Annotated in this window: 26 protein-coding genes; 21 read left to right on the top strand and 5 right to left on the bottom strand. The window is 62.6% G+C overall.

Annotation, left to right across the window (positions count from 1 at the left end):
• Positions 1–897 precede the first annotated feature (897 nt).
• From QEN71_RS07565 to QEN71_RS07545, 5 genes are all read left to right on the top strand, one after another.
• A complete protein-coding gene (locus QEN71_RS07565; protein WP_201656441.1) occupies positions 898–1,944 on the top strand; it encodes a hypothetical protein in 1,047 nt (348 codons plus the stop codon).
• A gap of 189 nt (positions 1,945–2,133) precedes the next feature.
• Positions 2,134–3,879, top strand: coding sequence for a PQQ-binding-like beta-propeller repeat protein (locus QEN71_RS07560; protein ID WP_201656438.1), 1,746 nt, complete (start codon positions 2,134–2,136; stop codon positions 3,877–3,879).
• A gap of 250 nt (positions 3,880–4,129) precedes the next feature.
• Positions 4,130–4,723: a hypothetical protein gene (locus QEN71_RS07555; protein WP_201656435.1), complete on the top strand. Its 594-nt coding sequence runs from the start codon at positions 4,130–4,132 to the stop codon at positions 4,721–4,723.
• 219 nt (positions 4,724–4,942) lie between these two features.
• Positions 4,943–5,923 (top strand): acrylyl-CoA reductase (NADPH), encoded by a 981-nt coding sequence (gene acuI / locus QEN71_RS07550; RefSeq protein ID WP_201656432.1) that lies wholly within the window; start codon positions 4,943–4,945, stop codon positions 5,921–5,923.
• Between the two features lie 146 nt (positions 5,924–6,069).
• Positions 6,070–7,038, top strand: coding sequence for a PDR/VanB family oxidoreductase (locus QEN71_RS07545; protein ID WP_201656430.1), 969 nt, complete (start codon positions 6,070–6,072; stop codon positions 7,036–7,038).
• Between the two features lie 2 nt (positions 7,039–7,040).
• Here the strand turns inward: QEN71_RS07545 and QEN71_RS07540 are convergent, their stop codons facing one another.
• Positions 7,041–7,961 carry a LysR family transcriptional regulator gene (locus QEN71_RS07540; RefSeq protein WP_201656427.1) on the bottom strand — a complete coding sequence of 307 codons (921 nt, stop codon included), beginning with the start codon at positions 7,959–7,961 and terminating at the stop codon, positions 7,041–7,043.
• A 165-nt stretch (positions 7,962–8,126) separates the two neighbouring features.
• Here QEN71_RS07540 and QEN71_RS07535 point away from each other — a divergent pair, with 165 nt between their 5' ends.
• The 3 genes from QEN71_RS07535 (at position 8,127) to QEN71_RS07525 (ending at position 10,364) form a co-directional block, all read left to right on the top strand.
• Complete coding sequence (locus QEN71_RS07535; protein WP_201656424.1) at positions 8,127–9,410, top strand: aromatic ring-hydroxylating oxygenase subunit alpha; 1,284 nt, start codon at positions 8,127–8,129, stop codon at positions 9,408–9,410.
• Positions 9,407–9,907, top strand: a complete 501-nt coding sequence (locus QEN71_RS07530; protein WP_201656420.1) for an aromatic-ring-hydroxylating dioxygenase subunit beta — start codon at positions 9,407–9,409, stop codon at positions 9,905–9,907. Before QEN71_RS07535 ends, QEN71_RS07530 begins: the two co-directional genes overlap by 4 nt.
• Before the next feature lie 70 nt (positions 9,908–9,977).
• Positions 9,978–10,364 carry a tautomerase family protein gene (locus QEN71_RS07525; RefSeq protein WP_028368198.1) on the top strand — a complete coding sequence of 129 codons (387 nt, stop codon included), beginning with the start codon at positions 9,978–9,980 and terminating at the stop codon, positions 10,362–10,364.
• Between the two features lie 7 nt (positions 10,365–10,371).
• Here the strand turns inward: QEN71_RS07525 and QEN71_RS07520 are convergent, their stop codons facing one another.
• Positions 10,372–11,856, bottom strand: a complete 1,485-nt coding sequence (locus QEN71_RS07520; RefSeq protein ID WP_201656417.1) for an ATP-binding protein — start codon at positions 11,854–11,856, stop codon at positions 10,372–10,374.
• Positions 11,857–12,063: 207 nt separating this feature from the next.
• On the opposite strand from QEN71_RS07520, the gene QEN71_RS07515 reads away from it, so the two are divergent.
• Genes QEN71_RS07515 through QEN71_RS07495 form a run of 5 tightly spaced genes read left to right on the top strand, consistent with a single transcriptional unit; the run spans position 12,064 to position 16,163 of the window.
• Positions 12,064–13,260 (top strand): acyl-CoA dehydrogenase family protein, encoded by a 1,197-nt coding sequence (locus tag QEN71_RS07515; RefSeq protein ID WP_201656414.1) that lies wholly within the window; start codon positions 12,064–12,066, stop codon positions 13,258–13,260.
• A gap of 48 nt (positions 13,261–13,308) precedes the next feature.
• The gene (locus QEN71_RS07510) at positions 13,309–13,701 is read left to right on the top strand and encodes a hypothetical protein (RefSeq protein ID WP_201656411.1); all 393 of its coding nucleotides are present in this window, start codon (positions 13,309–13,311) and stop codon (positions 13,699–13,701) included.
• Between the two features lie 3 nt (positions 13,702–13,704).
• Positions 13,705–14,232 (top strand): nuclear transport factor 2 family protein, encoded by a 528-nt coding sequence (locus QEN71_RS07505; protein WP_201656408.1) that lies wholly within the window; start codon positions 13,705–13,707, stop codon positions 14,230–14,232.
• Positions 14,229–15,368: an amidase gene (locus QEN71_RS07500; protein WP_201656405.1), complete on the top strand. Its 1,140-nt coding sequence runs from the start codon at positions 14,229–14,231 to the stop codon at positions 15,366–15,368. Before QEN71_RS07505 ends, QEN71_RS07500 begins: the two co-directional genes overlap by 4 nt.
• A 51-nt stretch (positions 15,369–15,419) precedes the next feature.
• Positions 15,420–16,163: an SDR family NAD(P)-dependent oxidoreductase gene (locus tag QEN71_RS07495; RefSeq protein WP_201656402.1), complete on the top strand. Its 744-nt coding sequence runs from the start codon at positions 15,420–15,422 to the stop codon at positions 16,161–16,163.
• A 38-nt stretch (positions 16,164–16,201) separates the two neighbouring features.
• On the opposite strand, the gene QEN71_RS07490 is transcribed toward QEN71_RS07495, so the two are convergent.
• Complete coding sequence (locus QEN71_RS07490; RefSeq protein ID WP_201656399.1) at positions 16,202–16,861, bottom strand: response regulator transcription factor; 660 nt, start codon at positions 16,859–16,861, stop codon at positions 16,202–16,204.
• A gap of 356 nt (positions 16,862–17,217) precedes the next feature.
• Between QEN71_RS07490 and hpaC the strand changes: the two genes are divergently transcribed.
• Both hpaC and QEN71_RS07480 read left to right on the top strand, forming a co-directional pair.
• On the top strand, positions 17,218–17,757 hold the full coding sequence (hpaC, locus tag QEN71_RS07485; RefSeq protein ID WP_201656396.1) for a 4-hydroxyphenylacetate 3-monooxygenase, reductase component: 540 nt from the start codon (positions 17,218–17,220) through the stop codon (positions 17,755–17,757).
• A gap of 158 nt (positions 17,758–17,915) precedes the next feature.
• Positions 17,916–18,203 carry a hypothetical protein gene (locus QEN71_RS07480; RefSeq protein WP_147233436.1) on the top strand — a complete coding sequence of 96 codons (288 nt, stop codon included), beginning with the start codon at positions 17,916–17,918 and terminating at the stop codon, positions 18,201–18,203.
• Positions 18,204–18,297: 94 nt separating this feature from the next.
• Here QEN71_RS07480 and QEN71_RS07475 read toward each other — a convergent pair whose 3' ends face one another.
• Complete coding sequence (locus QEN71_RS07475; protein ID WP_201656393.1) at positions 18,298–18,837, bottom strand: hypothetical protein; 540 nt, start codon at positions 18,835–18,837, stop codon at positions 18,298–18,300.
• A 91-nt stretch (positions 18,838–18,928) separates the two neighbouring features.
• Complete coding sequence (locus QEN71_RS07470; RefSeq protein WP_201656390.1) at positions 18,929–19,570, bottom strand: J domain-containing protein; 642 nt, start codon at positions 19,568–19,570, stop codon at positions 18,929–18,931.
• Positions 19,571–19,763: 193 nt separating this feature from the next.
• Here QEN71_RS07470 and QEN71_RS07465 point away from each other — a divergent pair, with 193 nt between their 5' ends.
• From QEN71_RS07465 to QEN71_RS07440, 6 genes are all read left to right on the top strand, one after another.
• Positions 19,764–20,672 carry a formate/nitrite transporter family protein gene (locus tag QEN71_RS07465; protein ID WP_201656387.1) on the top strand — a complete coding sequence of 303 codons (909 nt, stop codon included), beginning with the start codon at positions 19,764–19,766 and terminating at the stop codon, positions 20,670–20,672.
• Between the two features lie 311 nt (positions 20,673–20,983).
• A complete protein-coding gene (locus QEN71_RS07460) occupies positions 20,984–22,462 on the top strand; it encodes an esterase-like activity of phytase family protein (protein ID WP_201656463.1) in 1,479 nt (492 codons plus the stop codon).
• A gap of 141 nt (positions 22,463–22,603) precedes the next feature.
• Entirely contained in the window at positions 22,604–23,407 is an 804-nt protein-coding gene (locus QEN71_RS07455) for a Pr6Pr family membrane protein (protein WP_201656384.1), read from the top strand.
• The gene (locus QEN71_RS07450; protein ID WP_201656381.1) at positions 23,388–23,702 is read left to right on the top strand and encodes a high-potential iron-sulfur protein; all 315 of its coding nucleotides are present in this window, start codon (positions 23,388–23,390) and stop codon (positions 23,700–23,702) included. The genes QEN71_RS07455 and QEN71_RS07450 overlap by 20 nt, the downstream gene beginning before the upstream one ends.
• Before the next feature lie 132 nt (positions 23,703–23,834).
• Positions 23,835–24,911: a porin gene (locus QEN71_RS07445; protein ID WP_233472014.1), complete on the top strand. Its 1,077-nt coding sequence runs from the start codon at positions 23,835–23,837 to the stop codon at positions 24,909–24,911.
• Between the two features lie 114 nt (positions 24,912–25,025).
• Entirely contained in the window at positions 25,026–25,268 is a 243-nt protein-coding gene (locus tag QEN71_RS07440) for a hypothetical protein (RefSeq protein WP_201656378.1), read from the top strand.
• Positions 25,269–25,293: the final 25 nt, after the last annotated feature.

Below are 25,293 nucleotides of genomic sequence, written 5' to 3'. Positions count from 1 at the left end.
GAAATCCGTCCGAAAACGCCAGGCAAAAATGCCCGAAAACGTCTTTGGGATTTCAAGGTTGGCTGTCTTGCACGCGGAGTCGTTCTTACTGCGTCGACTGCCGGTGCGGCGGCGGTGCCGGTAATTTGGAGCAGCGCATTTCCTGCATGCTCGCGGCATATATCCGCGCGAGTGAGGCCGTGCCCAACCGATTGCAACCAGATGTAACTGAAAAAGTAATTCCAGTCACTACTGATAATTCGTCCGATATAAGCATATATCAGGCCGAATCGATTCAGGAGCCTTGTGGAACGGCGTTTGCAACCGTCACACGAATAATCCCGAATATGTGCTTCTCTCTACAAGGGCGAATGCTACAGAACGAATAGTCTTACGTCTGCGGAAACCGAGTAACACTTTGTAACGTATGATGATTAAGCGGGTTTGATTTATGCTCCTGCACCATGAAGGTGATAAAGCGCGTATTAACCCTACCTGCCTCGCCGATATAGCAGTCGCATTTACCCATACTTTCAATGACCTATAAATGGGGATACATGATTGGCGCAAAATGACTAAGCATTTCTCCATGATTTATTTTTTATTTTCTGAAATCACCTCAATCCGCTTTCATTCTTTCGAATTGGACATCTCGCAAAATGACGAATGAGCGCCGATTTCCCACATCGATACACTGCATAGCGGCCTGTTTGTCGTAATTCGAATACATGCAAACCCGATTTTTTCAATTAATTAGCGGAGTTTCATTGACCTATTGCAGAAGCTGACTCATATTGCATAAAGCCCGTTGCGATCATGCGCGACCCGCAGTCGCGACACGCTCACGTCCTGCGCAAGATGGTTGCCAACGAGAAGAATGTGCGAAGCCGTCATTCGTGCCGGCATGGGAGTCCGCTGATGGACACGATTCGCAAGCGTCCTGAGCCGCCGCACGATTCACGCAAGACGGCGCCGGAGACGAAAGACGTGGCAAAGCATGAGGTATCTGCGCAGCCACTCGACCTGCTATTTCCGCTCGACGCATCGTTACCGCAAGTGAGTGAGAATGCATCGACGGATGAAGCGCGCGATTCATTACCGACTTATCCGCCGCTTTTCAGGCGCATTCGGGCACGGCCGCGTCGTATCGCTGCGCCGGCGTCCGTGAGTGCACCCGACTGGAAGCTCAGCACAGGCGCTGCCGTCATATTGCTTGGCTTTGCGATCGTGTTCGGCACTTACATCACGCTGACGGAACGCGACGCGATGCAGAGCCGCTTGCGACGCATCATCGGCCAGAACGAATTACGCACGGCACCGCGTAACGATCACGCGAGCATCGCCGATCGCACACAGGAACTCGCGCGGACGCTGCGAGAACAGATCGAAACGCTGCGCAGTCGCGATGCGACGGATGCCGCCGTCATGGCGGCCGCTGCGACCCACACGCCTGCCAACGCGCACAGCAGCACGCTGGCAAGCAGCTCTCCGGGTTTGCCGCCGACACCGCCCGCTGCATCGCCTACTCAGCAGCCAGCCAGGACGCCCGCGAAACAACTGCCGGCGAAACAGCTGTCGGCGAAGCCCCTCGCACCGCCATTACCGCAGCCTGCACCACGCGCGCGCCAGGTTGCGAGCGCCGCTCCTGCGCGTCCACACAGCGCGACGACGGCTGCGCAGCAGGAACATCGGACCGCTACGAAGCAACCGGGTGCCGCGTGCGGAGCACGCACGCCTTGCGCGCAAGCGAGTACACAGAATGCGCGCAAGCCGGTGAAGGTCGCGAGCAAGACGGCACCGTCCAAGGCCGGCACGAAGACCCTCGCTGCGAGAAGCGCCGCGACGAAAGCACCGGCAAAACCTGCACCACACAACATTCCCCCGACCGTACAGGCGTGGTCGCCGCCGGAAGAGTCCCCGTCGTTACCTGCCAGCGACGATACGGAAATCTATCGACAGCACTGACGCATACGAACGCTGTCACTGGCTCGCTTAAAAAGAAATGCAAGCGTCTGGCGGAAAGAGACGATGCGATGTCGGTTCATCCCGCGCACGCGTTCATACCATGACAGGATCGGCTCGCGCCGCATAGAACAGCGAAACGCGCGATGCCACCGTGCGAGGGCGCCCATTCGGGCGTGGGGAGAGACACGCATGCATCGACCGCCGTCAGCATCCCTTGCGTCCGCGACGGGCCATGTGCCTCGCTCGCTTGCACGCGTCAGCAAAGCCACCGTCGCCCTCACGCTCGCGCTCTTCTGCACAGCATGCGGCAACGGTTCATCGAGCAACGCAAGCACAAGCAGCTCAGGCACAAGCGGCAGCTCAGGTTCAGGCTCTGGCTCAGGCACAACAGGTTCAGGCAGCAGTTCGCCATCGACTTCCACGGGCGCTTTCGCCACTGACGTCCTGATGCATCACAACGATCTCGCGCGCACGGGGCAAATGCTCGCCGAGACGACGCTCACGCCGTCCAATGTGAATTCGGCTTCGTTCGGCAAGGTCGCGTTTCTTTCCGCCGACGGCAAGGTGGACGGTCAACCGCTATCTGTGACCAGTCTTTCTATCGGCGGCACGACGCACAACGTGATCTACGTCGTCACCGAGCACAACAGCGTGTATGCATACGACGCCGACAATTACGCGCAACTGTGGCAGGTGTCGCTGAACGGTGCGAACGAAACGCCCAGCGACAACCGGGGATGCACCGATATCACGCCTGAAATCGGCATTACGTCGACGCCCGTCATCGATCGCAGCCGCGGATCGAACGGCGTGCTCTACGCCGTCGCGATGACGAAGGACGCGAGCAGCGGCATTCATCATCGTCTGCATGCACTCGATCTCGCGAGCGGCGCCGAACTTTTCGGCGGCCCGAGCGAAATCTCGGCCACGTACCCGGGTTCGGGCGGCAACAGCGTCAACGGCGTGCTCACGTTCGATCCTTCGCTGCACACGGAACGCGTCGCGTTGACGCTCGTGAACGGCAATATCTTCATGGGATGGACGGCGCATTGCATGGGAGGCGCGTACACCGGCTGGATCATGAGCTACAGCGCCGACACACTGAAGCAGACAGGCGTCGTCAACGTCGCCCCGAACGGGCATCAAGGCTCCGTGTGGATGGCGGGTTCGGGCATGGCATCGGACGGCACGTCCATTTATGTAGTGGACGGCAACGGCACGTTCGGCACCACGCTCGACGCAAACGGCTTCCCTGTGGATAGCGACTTCGGCAACTCGTTCATGAAGCTCTCGGCGAGTCCGCTCAAGGTCACCGATTACTTCGCATCGTTCGACGTCGTGCAACTCGCGAACGTCGATGGCGATTTCGGCTCGGGTGGCGCGATGCTGTTACCCGACCAGAGGACCGCGGACGGCACCGTCAAGCATCTCGCCGTCGCGGCGGGCAAGGACAACAAGATCTATGTGGTCGATCGCGACGCGATGGGCAAATTCAGCCCGACGTCGAACAACAACTGGCAGGTGTTGACGGGCACGCTGGCAGGCGGCATCTGGGGCTCTCCGGCCTATTTCAATGGCACCGTCTACTACGGCGCGCTGAACGATAACATCAAGGCGCTGCCCGTCACGAACGCGCTGCTCGCGACCACGGCCGCGTCGAAGAGCCCGACGACGTTCGCTTATCCCGGCGCCGTTCCCGCGATCTCCGCGAACGGTACATCGAACGCGATACTGTGGGCCGCCGAAAACGGCACGACGGGTGCGCTGCACGCGTACGACGCGACGAATCTCGGGCGCGAACTGTACAACAGCAATCAGGCCGGGACGCGCGATCAGTGGGGCGCGGGCAACAAGTTCATTACACCAATGATCTCGCGCGGCAAGGTCTACGTGGGCGCGACCAACGGCGTCGCCGTGTTCGGCCTGCTGCATTGAGCATTGAGCATTGAGCAGCTGGCGCCACGCATTCATGCATATCGCGTTGCAGCACGGAAATTGGCGACGAATGGCGTGCTTCTGGCGTGCTGCGCCGCTGCGACGCGATATCCTGAGATAGCTTTCCTTCGGCCTTCGATGGCCTGACCGGCTGCATCGGTCATATTTGTACATCATGGCTACATGCGTACCTCGCGACGCGCATTTGCGCCGACAAGACCAAAGACTTCGCCAGGGAGTCCGCTCGCCTATGAGACGCTTCGCCCATGCTGCAATCGCGCTGTTCATCGTCAGCGGCGCATCCGTTGCGCAGCAGCCGCTGACTTATCCGGGCCGTAGTCAAGGCCCCGCACAACAGGCCGTGGATACGGCCGCGTGTTACGCAGACGCCAACAAGACGACGCACGTCAACATGGCGCACGAGTCGCAACGTCCGCCGCCGCCCAGCAAGGTGGCGGATGCCGCGCCACGCCCTATCATCGCGCCTGTGCCGCTCAATCCGCCCTTGCCCTCCGCGGCGGGCGCGTCCGGTGCATCCGCGGCGACGGCAGCGTCCGCGCCCGCCGGCGCGAGCGGAACCGCGACCGCGCAGGCAGCCAGCGGTGCAAGCGGCGTGGCGACCCCCACTACGGCCGCTGCGGCATCGGGTGCTTCGGCGACGCTTGCGGCGTCGGGAGCAGCACCTGCCTCGGGTGCGCTCGCGGCCTCGGGCGCCAGCATGCCGGTGGACGGATCGGCATCGCTCGCGGCCATGCCGCCACCGCCTCCGCCCGAGCCGCCGATGGTCCGCTACTGGGCCGCGTACTCGAAATGTATGCAGCAGCGGGGCTACTACACTCGCTGACGGCCGCTCCCCATTCGTTCGACAAAAGGCAAACGGCACGCACACGCGTGCCGTTTGCGTATACGCGCGTTTCAGGCGCCGGCAGCAACGACCCGAAGAATTGTTGAACGCTGCAAGACGCGCCACGCTGTCCGCATTCGCCTAGACTCCTAGACTGATATGCAACGCTCACGGGCGAACGCAATGGACGACTCAACAGACGACTCAACGGACGGGACCATGAAAGGGATCTTGATCGAGAAGCAGGACAACGGCAGCCACGCATCTATCCGCGATATCGACGAAGCGCAATTGCCCGCTGGCGACGTGACCGTGCGCATCGAATGGTCGACGCTCAATTACAAGGACGCGCTTGCGATCACGGGCCGCTCGCCCGTCGTGCGCAGCTTCCCGATGGTGCCGGGCATCGACTTCGCGGGTGTCGTCGAGTCGAGCGAACATCCGCACTGGAAAGCGGGTGACCCTGTGATCCTGAACGGCTATGGCGTCGGTGAAAAGCATTGGGGTGGGCTCGCGCAACGCGCGCGCGTGAGCGGCGACTGGCTCGTGCCCATGCCCTCGCCGCTCACGTCGCGCGATGCGATGGCTGTCGGCACCGCGGGCTACACGGCGATGCTGTGCGTGCTCGCGCTCGAGCGCCATGGCGTCACACCCGCGCAAGGCAAGATCCTCGTGACGGGCGCGGCGGGCGGCGTCGGCAGTGTCGCGATCATGCTGCTCGCGCGGCGCGGCTATCAGGTGATCGCGTCGACAGGACGCCCCAGCGAATCGGGCTATCTGCACGAACTGGGCGCACAGGAGATCATCGATCGCGCCGAGCTGTCCGGTCCCGGCAAGCCGCTCGCGAAAGAGCGCTGGGTCGCCGCCGTCGATGCCGTCGGCAGTCACACGCTCGCGAACGCATGCGCGGGCACCGCGTATGGCGGCATCGTCGCGGCATGCGGACTCGCGCAAGGCATGGACTTGCCCGCCACCGTCGCGCCGTTCATTCTGCGCGGCGTGACGCTCGCGGGCATCGACAGCGTGATGGCTCCGCATGCGCGCCGCGTCGAGGCGTGGCAACGTATCGCCGAAGACCTCAGCACCGAACGGCTCGCATCGATGGTGAAGGAAGTCAGCCTTGCCGAAGCACTCGCGGCCGCAACCGACGTGCTCGACGGCAAAGTGCGCGGACGCCTCGTGGTCGACGTGAACCGGTAACGCGTCCACGCAACCGATTATCAAACCGGCTTATGTAGCGAACCATTTTTAATCGATTTGCCTGATCCGGATGCGAACCTTAAGCTGAATGTGACTCCGCCTGACAGCCACAAGCGGGCACACACAGCCACAGACTGGATCGCATCATGCAAGCTCATTCGTTCAAGGTTCGCGTCGACGCCGTGCGCGACGAAGCACACGGCGTCCGTTCATTCGTCGTTTCGCGCCTCGATGGCCAGCCGTTCGACACGTACGAACCCGGCGCGCACATCGACGTCACGAGTCCCGCTGGCGTGACGCGCCAGTACTCGTTGTGCGGCGACCCCGACTGCCGCGAGTCGCATCTGTTCGCCGTCAAGAAGGAAGCGCAATCGCGCGGCGGCTCGCGTTCGCTGCACGACGATGTGCAGATCGGCACCGAACTGTCGATCGGCGCGCCGCGCAATCTGTTTCGCCTTGTCGAAGAAGCCAGCACGCATGTGTTGATCGGCGCGGGCATCGGCATTACGCCTTTGCTTTCGATGGCGCATCGTCTCGTCAAGATGAGCGCGCCCTTCGAACTGCACTATTTCGCGCGCAGTGAAGAGCATGCCGCGTTTCTTCCTCTGCTGTCGCGCGCGCCGTTCGATGCGCATGTGAAACTGCACTTCGGCATCGAACCGGATGCGCTCGACGCCGAACTCGCTGCGTGTCTTGAAGATGCACCGCAAGGCGCGCATGTCTACACATGTGGCCCGGTGCCGTTCATGGATCGCGTCGTCGCCGCGGGCGAAGCACGCTTGCCCGCCGATGCGATTCATCTCGAACGCTTTACGGCCGATCCGCAACCCGTTGCCAGCGATTCGCTCGACAGCTTCGACGTGCAGCTTGCGAGCACAGGGCAAACCGTGCGCATCGACAGCAAGACGTCGATCGTCGATGCCCTTGCCGCAATCGGCATCGAAGTAGACACGTCATGCGGCGAAGGCGTATGCGGCACCTGCATGGTCGACGTGGTGAGCGGCGAGCCCGAACATCGCGACCATTGCCTGAGCAAAGCCGAACGCGCGAGCAACAGCGTGATCTGCTGTTGCGTGTCGCGCTCGCGCTCGCCCGTACTCGTCCTCGATCTCTGAGCTTATTTCTCGTCGAAGCGCTTCACCATCTCGGCCATCAGATCGCGCATCCACGCGATGCCTTCGTCTTCGTGAAAGTGCTCGTGCCAGTGCATCGTCACGGTGGCCTGCGGAATCGACACGGGCAGCGTGTAGATGCGAAACACGTCGCTGCGATTGAGGATGCCTGCCAGCCTTCGCGGCAGCGTCGCAAACAGATCGGTGACGGCCAGCACGGACGGCAACGCAACGAAATGCGGCAATTGCAGCACGATATTGCGGCCCACGCCCTGCGCCCGCAACGCATCGTCTAGCGCATGATGGCTGTGCTCGACGGAGCGCACCTGCACGTGCGACGCCTGCAGAAAATGATCGAGGCTCAACGCCGGGCCTGCGGGCAAACCGCGACGCTTGCGCGTCATGCACACATACGTCTCTTCGAATAGCAACTGATGGCGCGTGCGCGCCATCAGCAGCGGCAAATTGCCGATTGCGAAATCGAGCCTGCTAGAACGCAGCGCGTCTTCCATCTCTTCCACAGGCAACGGCTCGACCGAGAGCTTCACGCGCGGCGCGCGCTCGTGCAATGCCTCGCAGATCGCGGGCAGATAGGCCATTTCCCCTGCATCGGAGAGCGACAGGCGGAACGTGCGCGTGCTCGTTTCGGGATCGAAACTCTCCGCATAACGCAGCGCCTCGCGCACGGTATCGAGTGCGCGGCCCACGATGCCCGCGAGTTCCAGCGCAATCGGCGTGGGCTGCATGCCCGAACGCGTACGGATGAACAACGGATCGTCGAACAACGTGCGCAAACGCGCCAGCGAATAGCTGATGGCCGGCTGCGAAAGTGCGAGACGTTCCCCCGCTTTCGTGAGGCTGCGTTCGTCGACGATCGCCTGAAACACACGCAACAGATTGAGGTCGACGTGATCGAGTGAGGTCATGATGAACTTCCGACTATTTGCCGGACTTATTGACCGGCTGATTTTTAATCGATTTGACGCATGATCGGTGCAAAGCGAGACTGGTGTCAACGCGAAACAAACACGACATGTGTCCACTTTCGTTCGATTTCCACTTCCGACAATCACGTCCCGACATACACACCGATGAGCGACACTACCTGGCAGACCATCGACACGAGTGCGCTGAGCGGCCGCGTTCAGTCCGATCGCATCGCGCCCTCGCTGTACTACGACCCGAACCTGTTCGAAGCCGAACTCGAGCGGATTTTCTACAAAACCTGGGTGTGGGTGGCTCACGAAAGCGAACTGCCGAACCCCGGCGACTTCCGCACGACGACGATCGGCAAACAACCCGTGATCGTCGTACGCGACAAGACGGGCACCGTGAACGTGCTGCAGAACCGCTGCCGGCATCGCGGCGCGACCGTGTGCGAAGAGCACAAGGGCAATGCGAAAGGCTTCACGTGTCCGTATCACAGCTGGTCGTATGCGCTCGACGGCACGCTGCGCGCGCTGCCCTATGGCGACGGCTATGAAGGCGTTTGCGAGAAAGGCGACCTGCCGCTCGCGAAGCTGCGCGTCGGTATTTATCAAGGGCTGATCTTCGCGAGCTTCAACGACGAGATCGAACCGCTCGAAGATTTTCTCGGCGGTGCGAAGCCGTGGATCGACCTGTTCATGAAGCAAGGCGCAGGCTATCCGATCAAGGCGAACGGCGAGCACAAGTTCAAGTTCAAGGGCAACTGGAAAATCCAGCTGGAAAACACGACGGATCTGTATCACTTCCCGGTCGTGCACAAATCGTGGATGAAATCGATCGACGACGAAACGGCTGCCGCGATCACCAGCTTCATGACGAGCGAAGACGCGTTCTGCCGTTCGCTCGGCAACGGCCATAGTCTTGCCGTGCTGGTGCCCGAAATCGTCGATCTCGACAAGGACGACGGCGCGCCGCTGCCCGAGCGCTTCAACGAACTCGCCGCGACACTCGCGGAGCGTCACTCGCCGGAAGAAGTGCGGCGCATCGTGCGCTCGCTGATGGGCGTCGGCTTCAATCTGAACCTGTTCCCGAACCTCGCGCTGTCGATGGCCTTTTTCCGCGTGCTGCGGCCCATTTCCGCGGAAGAAACGGAGATTCGCCACGTTGCGCTCGCGATGGACGGCGGCCCCGACGAAGCGAACCGCGTGCGCCTGCGCATCCACGAACACTTCCAGGGTCCGTTCGGTTTCGGCAGTCCCGATGACGCGGAAGCCTGGGAACGCGTGCAGCGCGGTTCGTATGCGGGCCCCGATGTGCCCATTCTCGTCAACCGCGGCCTGAATCGCGAAACGACGGCTGCGAACGGCGAAAAGACAGCACACGCAACAGATGAAACGGGCATGCGCGAAGCGTATCGCCAATGGCGCGCAATGATGGAGCAGGCATGATGGACGACCGTAACGCACTCTTCTCGCAACAGACCTTCGCGCGCGCGATCGAATTCATCTGGCGCGAAGCCGAATTGCTCGACCGTCGCGACTATCGCGCGTGGCTCGAATTGTGGGAGCCGTCGAGCTTCTATGTCGTGCCCATCGATCCGCAGACGACCGACTACGCCGCGACGCTGAACTATGCGTACGACGATCACGACATGCGCGAGAAGCGTGTGCAACGGATGACGTCCGGCTATTCAGCATCGGCGACCGATGCGGCGCGCACGGTGCGAACCGTGTCGCGCTTCACGTTGACGAGCGACGTCGCCGACGTGGTCGAAGTCAAATCGGCGCAGGTGATTGTTGCGTACAAGCGCGGCACGCCGACGATTTTCGCCGCCGATCTCACGCACAAGATCAGCTTCACGACGGGCGAACCGCGTCTCGTCGAAAAGGTGATTCGCCTGATCGATTCGACGGAAGCACTGAGCGCGATCGGTTTCCTGCTGTGAGTTTTTCATGCGCACAGCGGCGGCGTTTCAATGCAAAAGCCGAACCGCTGTGCGCAAGGAGCGATGGTTAATGCCTACACTCGAAGTCTATCTGCCGCATGGGCACGACGAAGCGCGCAAGGCGTCGCTGATCCAGGGCCTGACGCAGGCCACCGTCAGCGCGATCAACGCGCCCGCCGAATCGGTGCGCATCCTGCTCAGCGAATTGCCCGGCACGCATATCGGTCTGGGCGGTAAGACGGCTGCCAACGGTGCGCCGCCTTCGCTGCCCGTGATCGTCGCGATCCTGATTGCGGGCCGCACCGATGCGCAAAAGCAGTCGCTGATCGCGGCGTTATCCGAAACGGCTGCGGCCGTGCTCGACGCACCGCTTCAGGCGACGCGCGTGATGATCAAGGACATCCCCAACACCGACTTCGGCATTGGCGGTCAGACGGCCCGCGCGCTTGGACGTTGACGCCAATCTAGATGGCCGCGTCGGCGGCGGGCGCAAGCGGCAACGCGAAGCGGCAGTCGAGGCCGCCTTCATGCGCAGGCTGTGCCCAGATACGTCCGCCATGTCGCGCGACGATGTTCTTGCACAGCGAGAGCCCGATGCCATTACCGCCCGCCTTCGACGACGAGAAGCCGTCGAACAGCCGTTCATGCGCATCGGCAGGCACGCCGGGACCGTTGTCGATCACGCGCAATTCGGCACGTTCGCCCGCCAATGCGGTCGCGAGTGTCACGATGCCCGTCGCGGCCTTCGTCTCCGTCAAAGCTTCAACCGCGTTGAACGCGAGGTTCAGGATCACCTGCCCGATCAGCACGCGCTCGCAAAATACGGGCAAGGCTTCTTGCGCCTGTTCGATCCGCACGCACACGCCCTCTTCTTTCGCGCGCAATTCGATGAAGTACGCGACGTCGTTGAGGATATCGCGCAGATCGGCGTGCGTTTCCGTCGGCTCGCGCTTGACGACATATTCGCGCACGCTCTTGATGATGAGCGCCGCATGCTCGGCCTGACGGTCCGCGCTGCGCAGGCCCCAAATGGCGGAATCGATACTGCCCTGGTTCAACCGTTGAATCGCGCCTTCGATGAAATTGCGCACGGCTGCAAGCGGCTGGCTCAACTCGTGGGCAACGGCAGTCGCCATCTCGCCCATCGCGTTGTAGCGGCCCGCGTATTCGAGCATGCGCGCTTCCGTGCGCCGCGCTTCCTCGGTCGCGACCTCATCGCTGATGTCGCGAAAGTGGATCAGCAAGCCGTTCAGATCGTTCTCGATCGACACTCTTCGGCACGTGATACGCAACCAGCGCGTCGCGCCGTCGCGCCGCGTGATGCGATAACGCTGCGCATGCGTGGGCTGTTCGCTCGTCGCGTGACGCAGTTGCGTGACGAGCCGGTTCCGATCCGCGAGCGTGCAGTAATCGAGCACGCCGCCAAGTGGCTCGCCAGGCATCACGCCCAGCACGCGACGCCCCGATTCGCTGATGAATTCGAGTTTGCCGCGTGGCGTCAGCACGGCTACGCCTTCGCCGAGATCCTGCATGAATTCGCGCAGACGCGTTTCGTAGCGGCGCAACTTCTGCCGCACCGCTTCTTCCGCGCTGATGTCGCGAAACTGCACCATGACCACGGCACGCTCGTGCAGCGGCACATACGTCGCGATCGCCTCCGACAGCATGTCGACACCCTCACGCGACCGGTAGCACCACTCGTACACCTGCGGCCCTTGCGTGATCGCGCGATCCATCGCAGCCACGCCGACTTCGCGCCGGTACTTCGGTTCGGGACGCGTCATGTCGGACGCTTTCAGCGGCAGCAGTTCTTCAAGCGTAAAACCGAGCGCGACGCACGCGGCGTGATTGGCCCACACGATCGCCTTCGTCTGCGCGTCGTGCAGCAGCACGCACAGCGTCAACGCATCGAGCAGGCGGTGAAAATCTTCTTCGGCGGGAAAGTTCATGATGCGCGTTCGACGGACCTTGATGGCACGCGTAACCATAACACCCGCCTCACCTGTCACGGCGCTAAAGATTTCTTTAGACGGGCAGGCGTCGATACCAGGAAACGGGGATCGGCGCCCCAATTGATGGCGCTTTTTTGCATTTCTAGACTGGCCTGAACGTCAACAACGCGTCAACAACGTCAAACGCATTCAGGAGGATTCGACATGTCAGCCACCGCCGCAGCCCTCGCTTCATGTGATGAACGCAGCATCGAGCCGTTGCAACGCGAAGCGCCTAACGCGCTTTCCCTCGACGACGTGATCGCTGAAATCGCCACACGTCGCGACGAATTCGATCGCATCTCGCACGTGCCGCGCGATGTGATCGCAAAGCTCAAGCGCGCCGGCATCTATCGCGCTGGCACGCCCCGGCGCTTCAGTGGCGACGCGCGCGCTCCGGGCGAATTCCTCGCGATGATCGAACGTATCGCCGTTGCCGACGGCTCGGCGGCATGGGTCGCGAGCTTCGGATCGGCGAACGTGTATCTCGCGGCGCTGCCGCTTGCGACACAGGCAGCCATCTATGCGGCCGGTCCCGATCAGGTGTTCGCGGGTGGCCTGTTTCCCGTGCAGCCCGCGCAACCGGCACCCGGCGGCTGGCGCGTGAACGGCACATGGAAGTTCGCGAGCGGCTGCAAGGGCGCGGACTGGCTGGGCGTAGGGATCAGCACGGGCAGCAGGGACGGTGCTGCGCCCGGCAAGCCGCGTACCGCCGTGTTCCCGGCAGAGCAGGTCGAAATCGTCGAGAACTGGGACGTGGTCGGCATGCAGGGCACGGGCAGTCACGATTTGCGCGTGACCGACCAGCTCGTCGCCGACGACTGGACCTTCGTGCGCGGCGGCACGCCGACCGTCGACGAACCGCTGTATCGCTATCCGACCATTGCCTACGCTGCACAGGTACTCGCCGTCGTAAACCTCGGGCTCGCCCGCGCCGCGCTCGATGTCGCGAACCAGATGGCGGGCGGCCGCAAGACGACGACGGGCGCCCCGCAACTCGCGGACCGCGCGTACTACCGCATCGAACTCGCGAAGGCTGAAGCGCAATTGCGCTCGGCGCGCGCGTTCTTCTATGAATCGACGGATAGCGTGTGGCAGTCGATTCTCGCCGGCAACGACGTGACGCCGGATCAAGTGAGCCTGCTGCGTCTCGCCGCGACGCAGATTGCGCGTGAAGGCGCCGATGTCGTGAGCCGCGCGTACCGGCTGGGCGGCACGATGGCGATCTATCGCTCGCATCCGTTGCAGCGCCTGATGCGCGATGCGATGGTCGTCACACAGCACGCTTTTCTCGGCGAAGGCAATTACGACGGCGCGGGTGCCGTCTTCGTCGGCGTGCCGCCTATTCCCGGCTATCTGTAACCGATCAAGCTACTTTTTCTACACCTGTATTCAAGGGAGTTTCGTTTCATGACTGACAATCGTTCGTTGCCATTGCGCGTACTGTTCTGCTGCGGCGTCACGCAGAATTTCTTCGACTTGCCGCGCGAGCAGATCGGCGAGGTATGGCAGGCGTACGGCAAGATGCTGGCCGCCGTCGAAGCAATGGAGAACGTGCGTGTGCTCGGCGTGATGGATGACGACCGGCTTGTGGTCGGACAGTCGGATGGTGCGCCGTGGACCTTCTACATCATGGCCGACGTCGCCGATTTCGACACGGCCGTCGCCGTGTGCAACCTGTATCGCACGACACCCGTCGGCGAATACAACCTGTGGCGCTATGGCAAGATCGAGGCGCGCGTCGGCCGTGCGTTGACGGTGCCGCCCGCTGCGGCAAACGCGGCAGCGCAGAATGCGTCCTGAATCATGAGCGATATCACGTTGCCCATTGCCGCGTTCGAGGCATTGAAAGTCCGCATCGCCGCACTCGAAGCCGAAAACGCGGTGCGTAAAACGATCGCGCGCTATATGGCTTTGTGCGATGTGCCCTCGGGCGCACTCGACGGCGAATCGCTCGCCGCGCTCTTTACGGAAGACGCGATCTGGGAAGGCATCGGTCCGCAATACACGCAAAAATTCGGCCACTTGCAAGGACATGACGCGATTCTCGCGATGCTGCAGCGTTATCTGCCGCCCGTTCCGCACTTTGCGACCAATGTGCACTTCCTTACCTCGGAGACAATCGAAGTGGATGGCGCGCACGCAAAAGGCCGCTGGATCATGCTGCAGGCGTCGGGCTATGTCGATGCGCGCGCCGAACTGATCGCCGCTCGGCTCGAGATCGATTTCGTGCCCGCTACGAAGGGACATACGTGGCTGATCCAGCACTTTCGCACCGAGCGTCTGTTCGATGCGCCCTGGCAAGTCAACGCTCGCAAGGACATGACATCATGACTGCATTCATCAGCGAATTCACGTTGAGCGCGGATGCCGCCGCGCAAGGCCCGACCATCGCAATCAAGGATTCGATCGACATCGCTGGCTATCCGACGACGGGCGCAAGCCGCGCGCTCGCCGACGCGCCGCCCGCCTCCGCGCATGCCGAAGTCGTGCAGCGTTTGCTCGATGCGGGCTGGCGTATTACGGGCAAAGCGAACATGCACGAACTTGCATTCGGCATGACGGGCATCAACGATTACACGGGCACGCCCGTCAATCCGCAGGACGCCGCGCGCATTCCGGGCGGTTCGTCGAGCGGCTCGGCATCGGCTGTCGGATTGAAGCTCGTCGACGCCGCGCTCGGCACGGATACGGGTGGCTCGATTCGCGGACCAGCAGCCTGTTGCGGCGTGATCGGACTCAAGCCGACCTTCGGGCGTGTGTCGCGGCATGGCGTCGCGCCGCGTGAATCGACGCTCGATTGCGTCGGTCCGTTCACGCGCGATATCGCAACGCTCATCGCCGCGATGGCCGCGATCACGCCTGCATTCGATGCGGCTACTGCAAAGCGTTCGAACGCAAACGCCAACGTCGCGATCGTTTCCGTCGATGCCGACGCCGCTATCGGGCGAGGCGTAGCGCGTGCCGTGCGCGTCGCAGAGTTCGCATCGCGCGTCATCGAACTCGAACACATGAAAGACGCCTTCGACGCGGGCCTCGCCGTGATCAACGTCGAAACGTCGCGTGCATTCGGTCATCTCGTCGACACGGGCAAGCTCGGTGCGGATCTCGACGCGCGTCTGCGCGCCGCAGCGCAAACCACACAGACGCAACTCGATGCCGCCGAACGCGTGCGACGTGCGTTCACGAACGCCGTCGATCACGCGCTCGACAGCGCCGATGTGCTCGTGATGCCGACGTTGCCCGCGCTGCCCATCACCATCGAAGCGGCGCGCAACGGCACCTCCGTCATCGCGATGTCGTCGCTGATCCGCCCGTTCAATCTGAGCGGCCACCCCGCGTTGAGCCTGCCAATTCCGATCGAAGGCTCGACACTAAAGGCCGGCTTGCAGATCATCGGACGCAAGGGCGCGGACGAACAGGTATGCGCCGTCGCCGCGCACTTCGAAGCGGCGCTCGCCGCGTCTTGATGTCAACAGCGTGCGTTCGTATGAATGCACGCAGCGAAGGAACCATTACTCATGTCGAACAGGGTTGTCATCGTAACGGGCGCGGCACGTGGTCTCGGTGCCGTCGTCGCGCAGCAGTTTCATCGCGCGGGCTACAGCGTCGCACTCGCCGATATCGCATTCGATGCCGCGCAAACGCTGGCCGCCGAATTGAGCGCTGACCATCAGACGGCATGCGCAATTCGCCTCGACGTCACGCGCAAGGAAGATTTCGAAGCAGCGCGCGATGCATTGATCGCCCGATGGGGACAGGTCGATGTACTCGTGAACAACGCGGGCGCGTCGAAAGTCGTGCCCGTGATGGAGATCACCGCCGAGCAATTCGATCAGGTCATCGATATCAATCTGCGCAGCGTGCTATTCGGCTGCCAGGTGTTCGGCCAGTATTTCGCGGAGCGCGGCGTGGGACGTATCGTCAATATCGCTTCGCTCGCGGGACAAAACGGCGGCTCGGCGACGGGCGCGCACTATGCCGCTGCGAAAGGCGGTGCGATCACGTTGACCAAGGTGTTCGCACGCGATCTCGCTGCGCATGGCGTGACCGTCAATGCCATCTCGCCGGGACCACTCGATTTGCCGATCGTTCATGAAAGCGTGCCCGCCGACAAGCTCGACAAGGTGGTGTCGAGCATTCCCGTCGGGCGTCTCGGTTCGGCGGATTACGTGGCGCAGGTTGCGTTGCTGCTCGCATCGGGCGATGCCTACTTTGCAAACGGCGCGTGCTGGGACGTGAACGGCGGCCTTTACATGCGATAGAACACACGAAGTGTATGGCAATGCCATGCACTTCGACACTATTCGCGTCCGCCCTCGCCCGTATTCCACACGGCCATCACATCGCGCACCAGCGTGGCGATCGACGACGCGCCGAGCTTGTCCTTGATGCTCGCGCGATGCACGTCGACTGTCTTCACGCTGATCGACAGATCCGATGCGATGCGCTTGCTGCCTTTGCCGTCCAGCACGCCGCGCAGCACTTCCTTTTCACGCGCCGTCAGCGACTCGATCCGCTGACGCAGCTCGCGATGCTTCTGGTCCGCTGCATGCCGTTGCGTCGCGAGTTTCATCGCGCGCTGAATGCGTTCGAGCATCTGCTGCGAGTTGTACGGTTTCTCGACGAAATCGATCGCGCCGTTCTGCAACGCGCGCACCGACATCGGAATGTCGCCGTGCCCGCTCACGAAGATGATCGGCAGCGTCGCGCCGCGTGCGTTGAGTTCCGCCTGCACATCGAAGCCGCTCGTCTCGGGCATCCGCACATCGAGCACGAGGCATGCGGGCACGTTCGCATCGAACGCCTGCAGAAAATCGGCGGCGTTCGCGAATCCTTCCGACTTCACGCCAACCGACTCCAGCAGCCACGCCAGTGATGTGCGCATGCCGTTGTCGTCATCGACGATGTACACGACGGGCGCGGGCGAACCGGTGGATGGCGCCTTGCTCGCTGAACTCATGTCTTGAACCTTCTCGAACCATCGGCAATGCGCGCCGTTCGACGTCCGGCTGTCTCCACGCGTTACCTGTCAATTATTGTGGAAGCCCATCATAACCAGCCGAAATACGCATGAAAAGCCTTCTGTGCAGGCTTTTTCCGTTTCCGGCGCGTACTCGCGCTCAATGCTCGAATGCGCGTGAAATGCAACCTGGTAAAACCTTTAGCCGGCTCGGGAAGCGTGCTAACGCATGTGCCGCTCGCGCGGATTTTATTCGTGCGATGCGTGCCGTACGCTTGCGTCATGGGATCGTCGCGCGCGCAATCGTCGCAAGCGAGATCGACCGGCAGCGACTCAACGTACAGGAAGGCATGCACATGTCCCAACCGTCCGCTCTTCACGCGACCACGCTCTCACCCGACGACGCGCGCAAACAGTTTCGCCAGGCGATGGCGCATCTGGGCGCAGCCGTCAACGTCATCACGACGTCCGGTCCGTCCGGGCGCTGTGGCATCACGGCGAGCGCTGTCTGCTCGGTGACGGATGCGCCGCCCACGCTGCTCGTCTGCATGAACCGGTCGAGCGCAATGCATGCCGTGTTCGAACGCAACCGCAACGTCTGCATCAATGTGTTGCCGGGTCATCATGAACTGCTCGCGCGGCACTTCGCGGGACTCACGCAACTGCCGATGGATGCGCGCTTCGGGTTGCCGATCTGGGACGAAGGTCTGCACGGCGTGCCCGTGCTGCGCGATGCACTCGCGAGCCTGCAAGGGACCATCGTCGAATTGAAGGAAGTGGGCTCGCATTCCGTGATGTTCGTCGAGGCCGTACAGATCCGCGTATGCGCCGATGGCGACAGCCTCATCTACTTCGACCGTCAGTTTCATCGTGTGCCGAGGCTGTGCGCTGCGTAAGTGTCTATAAGCGTGCACAAGCGCGGCTTCGTTCGTGATGCACATCGCGCTGTAACCCCACGTTACTTTTCTCGCATCGCTGTAGCACCTGTGTCCCGCATGCGCCCCTAGACTGAAGCCGTCAATCAGTGACGCGCAACCATGCGCAGGGAGCAAAAATGAAGAAGATGATGCTTGGTGCAGCTATCGGTGTGGCAATGCTGGCGGCTTCGGCGGCGGCTTCCGCGCACGTCGATGTAGCCGTGGGTCTGGGCGTGCCGGGCGTGGTCGTGCCTGCGCAGCCCGTGTATGCTGCGCCCGCCCCCGTTGCCGTCGGCTATGCCGATGACTGGCGCGCACGCCGCGACTGGCGTGAGCATGAGTGGCGCGAACACGAATGGCGACGTCACGAAGCCTGGCGTGAACATATGTGGCGCGAGCGTCAACGCGAACGCTGGGGCTATTGATTGGCTCGTTTGAACACGCGTATTGATACGCGTGACCTCTGATCGCCTCGCGGCAGCCGGAGCGCAACCGGTGACGCGAGGCGATTGCATTTCGTCACACGCCCGGCTTCCACGGCCATGCCGGATACAAGCCTCCATTGCTTTCGACGTTTTCGCGCGGTCGATCGCCGGGTTCTTCGGCACGCTCGATATCGGTGCTGTCGTTCGTGAGCGGCTCCGCTTCATCCGATGCCTGCGCGTAGGCGGCAGTATCGACGGCATCGGCGGAAGGCAACGCTTCGCCGAACCATTCGACCTCGCTCCTGATCGCATCGACATAGCGGCGCCAGCCCGCGGGATCGTCCGCGAACAGATGGTCACGCACCGTCAATGCGAGGCGTGTGTAGTCGACCTGCTCTTCCAGCAGCAACGCAGGCCATGCGGCAAACGCGGCGCTCATGCGCTTCGCGAAGTCGGATGCCTTCATATCGGGCGATACGGCTGCGAGCCACGTCCGTGCGGCCAGATCCGTCTGCGCGTTCAACAGATCCTGCAAGGTGTGGCGAGGTGTGTCAGCGGCGAGCGCCGCGTCGATGGCCTGCAGCGCGTCGCCGAGATGCAGCAGCAGCGCGCGTCGTTCAAAAGCGTCTTTCATCGAAACATGTCCATGCGTAAGTCCGTCGCGCGCATGCAAATGGCGCGCGACGTGGAGCGAAAATGTGGTGTCGGCAAGTGCGATAGGCGCGCTACGAACGAACGCCGAAGAAGCCCTGCCACAGCGAATCGAACAGACCCGCCGCGCGCGCATCGTGTGAAGGCTTGTCCTGCTTCGCCGCTGTCGTTTGGGATTGCGCAGGCGACGCTTGATCGGCGGCTTCGGACGATGCGGCAACATCGACATCAGCCGCTTCACCCGGCTCGCTCGCCTGCGACGCGCGCCGTGCCTGCTGCAAGGCCCACACGCTATCGGCGATGCGCTGCGCCATGTCGGCGTCGCATTCGCGCCCGAGCAGCACGCCGAACAGCACGTCGCGGTTGTGGCCTTCGTCTGCGTAGCGCATCGCGACGCCCACCATCTGCGTGTACTTCGCCTCCGCTTCGGCCTTCGCCTTGCGTGTGCGCGCCGCCTCCACTTCCTGCTGACGCTTCCGTAGCGCTTCCCAGCGGCGCATTTCCTGCGCGTAGACGGCGTCGTACACCTTGCGCTGATTCTCGTCGGAGAGAATCGCGTACGCGTCCTTGATCTCCTGGAAGGCGGCACGCGCGGCGTCTTCCTGTCCGACGTTGCGGTCCGGGTGCCACTTCATCGCGGCCTTCCGGTACGCCCGTTTGATCTCTTCCCAGGTGGCGTCTTGAGACACGCCAAGCTTCGCGTAAAGGGTTGCCATGTCGCGTCGGGTTTCGGTTTGCGGGGTTCGCGTTCATCGTAGCACGGCGCTAACGGTTCATCTAAACAGCCTGGTCCGACGAAAAGCGACGACATGTCCGCCTGAATGCACTCGATTTGCACTCGATTCCGGGCATCGTTTTTGCAAAACGCTACGCGATGCGCCTGTGAACCGCGCATGAGCGAGCGCCACCATGACGAAAGACACTACCCATCGGGAACAGCAACGCGATTCGACCGATCGTGCCGCTTCCGATGATCGCCCGGAAAAAGCAGGCGCGGAATCGCCGCACCTCGACGAAGGCGAAAAGGACCAGGCGGCACAACACACGGCGCCGCACGCGTTGATGCTGCACGAGATCGTGCGCGAGGAAGGCGAAGCCGCGCTCGAACGTACGGTGATTGCGCTCGTGTGGTCGTCGCTCGCAGCGGGACTGTCGATGGGATTTTCGTTTCTCACGACGGCCGTGCTGCAGGCCGGTCTTCCCGATACGTCATGGCGGCATCTCGTGTCGAGCTTCGGCTACACGACGGGCTTCGTGCTCGTCATCATGGGACGGCAGCAGCTCTTCAGCGAAAGCACGTTGACGGTGGTGCTTCCCGTTTTGACCCGGCGCGAACTGGACTGTTTTCTGAAGGCACTGCGTTTATGGATCGTCGTGCTCGTCTGCAACGTGATCAGTTCGTGGCTGTTCGCGGCGATGCTGCGCCTGCCGGGCGTGTTCGAAGCGGACGTGGTCGATGCACTCGACGAAACCGCGCGCGGCGCGATCGGTCCCGTCGAAACGTTCCCCACTTTCATGCGCGCAGTATTCGGCGGATGGCTGATCGCGCTGATGGTGTGGCTGCTGCCGAGCGCGCGCTCCGCGCGGCTTTTGACCGTCGTGCTGATCACATGGGTGGTCGCCGTCGCGAAGCTGTCGCACATCATCGCGGGATCGACGGAAGTCGCCTACGCGGTGCTGGCAGGCGACGCGTCGCTCGCCGACTACTTCAACCGCTTCCTGCTGCCGACGCTCGCGGGCAACGTGGTGGGCGGCATGTCGCTCGTCGCGCTGCTGAATCATGCAGCCATCGCGCCTGAAATCGGCGGGCGGAACTGAGCGTGCAGTCATAACGCGCGATGCCGTTCATGCGGCATCGATATGAGTGCGCGTGCATCGATGACGTCCGCTCATCTGAATGTGCGATTGCGCACACATGGCACGGTTCGAAAGCGCTCCGTCACACTTCCGACATACACGTCACGGAATATCGGTGCCCGGAAATAAAAAGTAAGAAACCCAGTAAGAAACCCTGCGTCCGGTCGCTTGCCGCTTTCCTGCTTCTGCCGTGCGCGCCCGGCGCCGCCCTCATCGCGTTGCTCCTTTCAAGGACCACTTCCGTGCTGCGCTCATCGCTTTTCACCCGCACCATGCTCGGTGCCGTCGCCTCGCTTGCGGCACTCGCCGCGGCTCCCGCCGCCCACGCCACTGTCGAACTGATCGCGATCGGCAAGCTCGACGGCAATCTGCTCGACAAGTCGAAAGAAACGGCGGCCCCGCTCGAAAACGGTGCGCCCGGCAATCTGCTCGGCGGCCTCGGTTCGGGTATCGGCTATGCGGGCTGCCATACGTTCCTCGCCGTGCCCGACCGTGGCCCGAATGCGATTTCGTACAACAAGTCGATCGACGATACGGCTTCGTACATCAACCGCTTCCAGACGCTGCGTCTGCATCTGAAGGATGCGCCGAAAGGCTCGGCGCTGCCGTTCACGCTAGCGCCGAAGCTGATCGATACGACGCTGCTGCATACGTCCGATCGCCTCGTGTACGGCGCGGGCTCCGCGTATAACGTGCCCAACGGCGCGCCGAAGCTCAACCGCGAGAATCACACGAATTACTTCACGGGCCGCTCGGACAATTTCGATCCGACGCATCTGTCGACCTATCCGCTCGACGCCCGCTTCGATCCCGAAAGCATCCGCATCGCGAACGACGGCGACAGCGTGTTCATCTCCGACGAATACGGCCCGTACGTGTACCGCTTCGACCGCAAGAGCGGCCGCCGCATCGCGACGTACAAGCTGCCCGACACGTTCGCCGTCTCGACGCTCGCGCCCGTTGGCGACACCGAGATCAGCGTGAACACGTCGGGCCGCGTCGCGAACAAGGGCATGGAAGGCCTCGCGATTTCGCCCGACGGCACGACGCTGTTCGGCGCGATGCAAAGCCCGCTGATCCAGGACGGCGGCACGAACGCGCAGTACACGCGCATCGTTAAGATCGACATTCGCACGGGCCGTACGACGCAATACGCGTATCCGCTGACGAACATCGGATCGGCATCGAAGCCGAAGTACCCGACGATCAGCGACGTGCTCGCCATCAACGATCACGAACTGCTTGTCGACGAGCGCGACGGCAAGGGGCTCGGCGACGATTCGACGGCAGTGTTCAAGCAGATCAACCGCATCGACCTGACGGGTGCGCAGGACGTGAGCCAGGCAAGCGGCGAAAAAGGTCTCGCACCGTATGCTGTGAAGAAGACGCTGTTCCTCGATATCGTCGCTGCATTGACGGGCGCCGGCTACAACGCGAACGACATCCCCGCGAAGATCGAAGGCATCGCGTTCGGTCCGGACGTCACCGTGCACGGCGTGAAGAAGCACACGCTGTATGTCGCGAACGACAACGACTTCATCGGGACTGTCACCGACACGAACCATCCCGCGGGCATCGCCAATCCGAACCAGTTCTTCGTGTTCGCGATCGACGCCGCCGATCTGCCCGACTATGTCGCGCAGCGTCTGCCGGGCGTGTCGAAGAACGGCCGCGATCACGATCACGACGACGTCTGCGGCCGCGACGATGACGACGATCATGGTCACGACCACGACGGTCACGGCCACTGATCGCGCGCACTAAGTTCCTGCGTCCCTGACGGACGTTGTAACGGGCCGGCCCGGCCATCTGCGGGCCGGCTTCTTTTTTGGTGCAGACGCGATGCCTGGGCAGCGCCTGCACGCAGTGCTTCACGCGTATAGAATCGATGCATGAAGAAGCCTGCTTCCTCCGCCGCGTCGCGCGCTGTGTCACCTGGCTCGTCACCGCTTACAGCCATCGAGCCCGAATTGCCGCTGCGCACGCCGAGCATCGCATCCGTCGCGCTGGCCATATCGATTGCGCTGATTGCGTGGCTCGCATTCGCCGCGCAGACGGACGTCACCGTGCACCGGATGCTGTCGCGCGGCTACGGTGTGATCGACGGCATCGAGCGGCTCACGAGCTACCTGACCAATCTGACCATCTTTACGTGCGCGCTGTGCTTCACGTGCGTCGGTTTCTTCGGGCGCAGCACTACGCCCTTCGTGCGCTTCTTCCGGCAACCGACTGTCGTCACGGCCGTGACGTGCTACATCGTGTTCGTCGGCTTCGCGTACAACCTGCTGCTGCGGCATCTGTGGACGCCGTCGGGCTGGCGCATGCTGCTCAACGAAAGCCTGCATACGCTCGTCCCGCTGCTCGTCGCGCTGTACTGGCTGCTGTTCGTGCCGCGCTTTCACCTGAGGTTGCGCCATCTGTTGTGGTGGCTCGCTTATCCGCTGGGTTATCTCGCGCTGACGATGATGCGCGGCGCCATGTCGGACTTCTATCCCTATCCTTTCATCGACGTAGGCGAACTCGGCTACACGCGTGTGCTGATCAACGCGAGTCTGCTCGTGCTCGCGTTCGTGCTGCTGATGGCTGTGTTCGTCGCGATCAATCACAGACGGCCGATACCGTCCGTCACCTCAGTTGCCCCCTCAATGACCCCACCTCGCCCGCAAGAGACCAATCATGACAACAACACGGCGTGAGTTCATCGTAGCGGGGCTCGGCTCCGCCGTCGGAATGTGCACAGTGCTCATCGCCAGCGATGCGCGCGCCGACGAGAAGCTCAGCGAAAGCGACCCGGCCGCGCAGGCCGTCGGCTATGTGAGCGTCGCGGCGAAAGTCGACAAGGCGCGCTTTCCCAACTACGCCGCCGGGCAAACCTGCAACAACTGCTCGCTCTTTCAGGGCAATCCGACGGATGCCTGGGGTGGCTGCACGCTGTTCGGTACGAAACAGGTAGCGGGCGGCGGATGGTGCAGTTCTTACACGAACATGTAGCACGCAGGTGGTCGAACGCGCGCTGCGCACCGGGGATGTTCGGTTAGTATTCGCTGTTGTCTTCACGGGCATGGTCGCGAACGGCGCTATGCCCCGCTGTGCCCTTTCCATTTCACTGCCCTTGCCTGCCCGATGCCAACGTCGATCGCGTTTTGCCGGCTGTGCTTCCTGTCCTTTCATCGCGCTCCGCAGCGGCGCGCGGCTTGGTCCCTTCTGCTCGCATTGGCCTTTGCACCCGGCGTTGCACCGCCCGCTTTCGCGCAAGGCTCGGTCACGCTCTATGGATTGATCGACACCAGCATCGAAGTGACGAATCCCGGCAGCGGCTATGTCGCGCGCATGGACTCGGGCGCCTATCGCGGCACGCGCTTCGGCCTGCATGGCAGCGAGCCGCTCGGCGACGGCAACAGTCTCGTCTTCACGCTCGAAAACGGCTTCGATTCGGCGACCGGCGAGTTCTCGGTGCCGGGCAGTATCTTCAACCGGCAGGCGTGGATCGGCGCACATGGCGCGTGGGGCGAATTGCGCGTCGGCCGGCAGTACTCGCCCATCTACATTCCGTTCAAAGGGCAACTCGATGCATTCGGCGCGGGCACAATCGCCTCGGGCCTGAACAACCTGTCGAAGATCACGCCCTATACGGACAACGCGTTTGCGTATCTGTCGCCGACCATCGCCGGCTTGACGGTAACGGGCATGTACGCGCTGCGCGATCCCGGCGATGGCAACGGCATCGGCGGCTACTACGTGACGGCCGTGTGGGCGCTCGGCGGCATGAAGCTGCTGTACGCGCATCAGCAGACACACGGCGACGGCGCGTTGCGCGCGAACTTCGCGGGCGCTTCGTATCAATGGGGCGCGCTCACGGGCTTCGTCGCGTACTTCAATGGCGACGGCGGGACGCCGCGTTATCACGACGACGGGCTCTCGGTGTCCGCGCTGTGGCAGATCACGCCGCAGGCGAGCGCGTCCGTCGGCTACGCGCATGCGCGCGACCGCAGCGGCGGCGACAACAACGCGGATCAGTTCAGCATCGCGTTCGACTACCAGGTATCGAAGGCGCTGTTGCTCTATCTCAGCGCCGCTGACCTCGAAAACCGCGGACAGGCCACCTTCACGCTGCGCGGCGTGAACGTAACGGGGCTTCCCGTCGCGTATCCCGGCGCGCCCGTGCGCGGCGTGCAGGTCGGGATGATCGAACGATTCTAGGTCGACGCAGTTTCTTGCACGCTGAAGCACCGTGCATATTGATGCCGCCGAGCGATGGCACATGCATTGCGGGATTCCATCGATGTGTCGAACTGCACTCGAGAGATCCACACGATGAACCAGACTGCGTTTCCTGTTCTTCCCTTCCCGCCGTTTCGCATCGGGCCGCGCCTGCACACGCCGACGCCGCCCGAGGTCGATCCCGATCCCGCGCCGAGTCCGGACGATCCGGACCCGGGCCCCGATTCGCCTCCCGTTCCCGAGCGTGAACCGGATTCGTTACCCGATCAGGAGCCACCCGCCGGCGATCCGCCCGAGCGTGCGCCACCCATGCACATGTCGCGTTCCATGCAATGATTCAACGGGCGTCATGTCGGCGCCC

Source organism: Paraburkholderia sabiae, from assembly GCF_030412785.1.
Classification (GTDB): Bacteria; Pseudomonadota; Gammaproteobacteria; order Burkholderiales; family Burkholderiaceae; genus Paraburkholderia; species Paraburkholderia sabiae.
The sequence above is the reverse complement of the archived record's forward strand: the minus strand, read 5'-3'. Positions and strand labels throughout refer to the sequence as shown.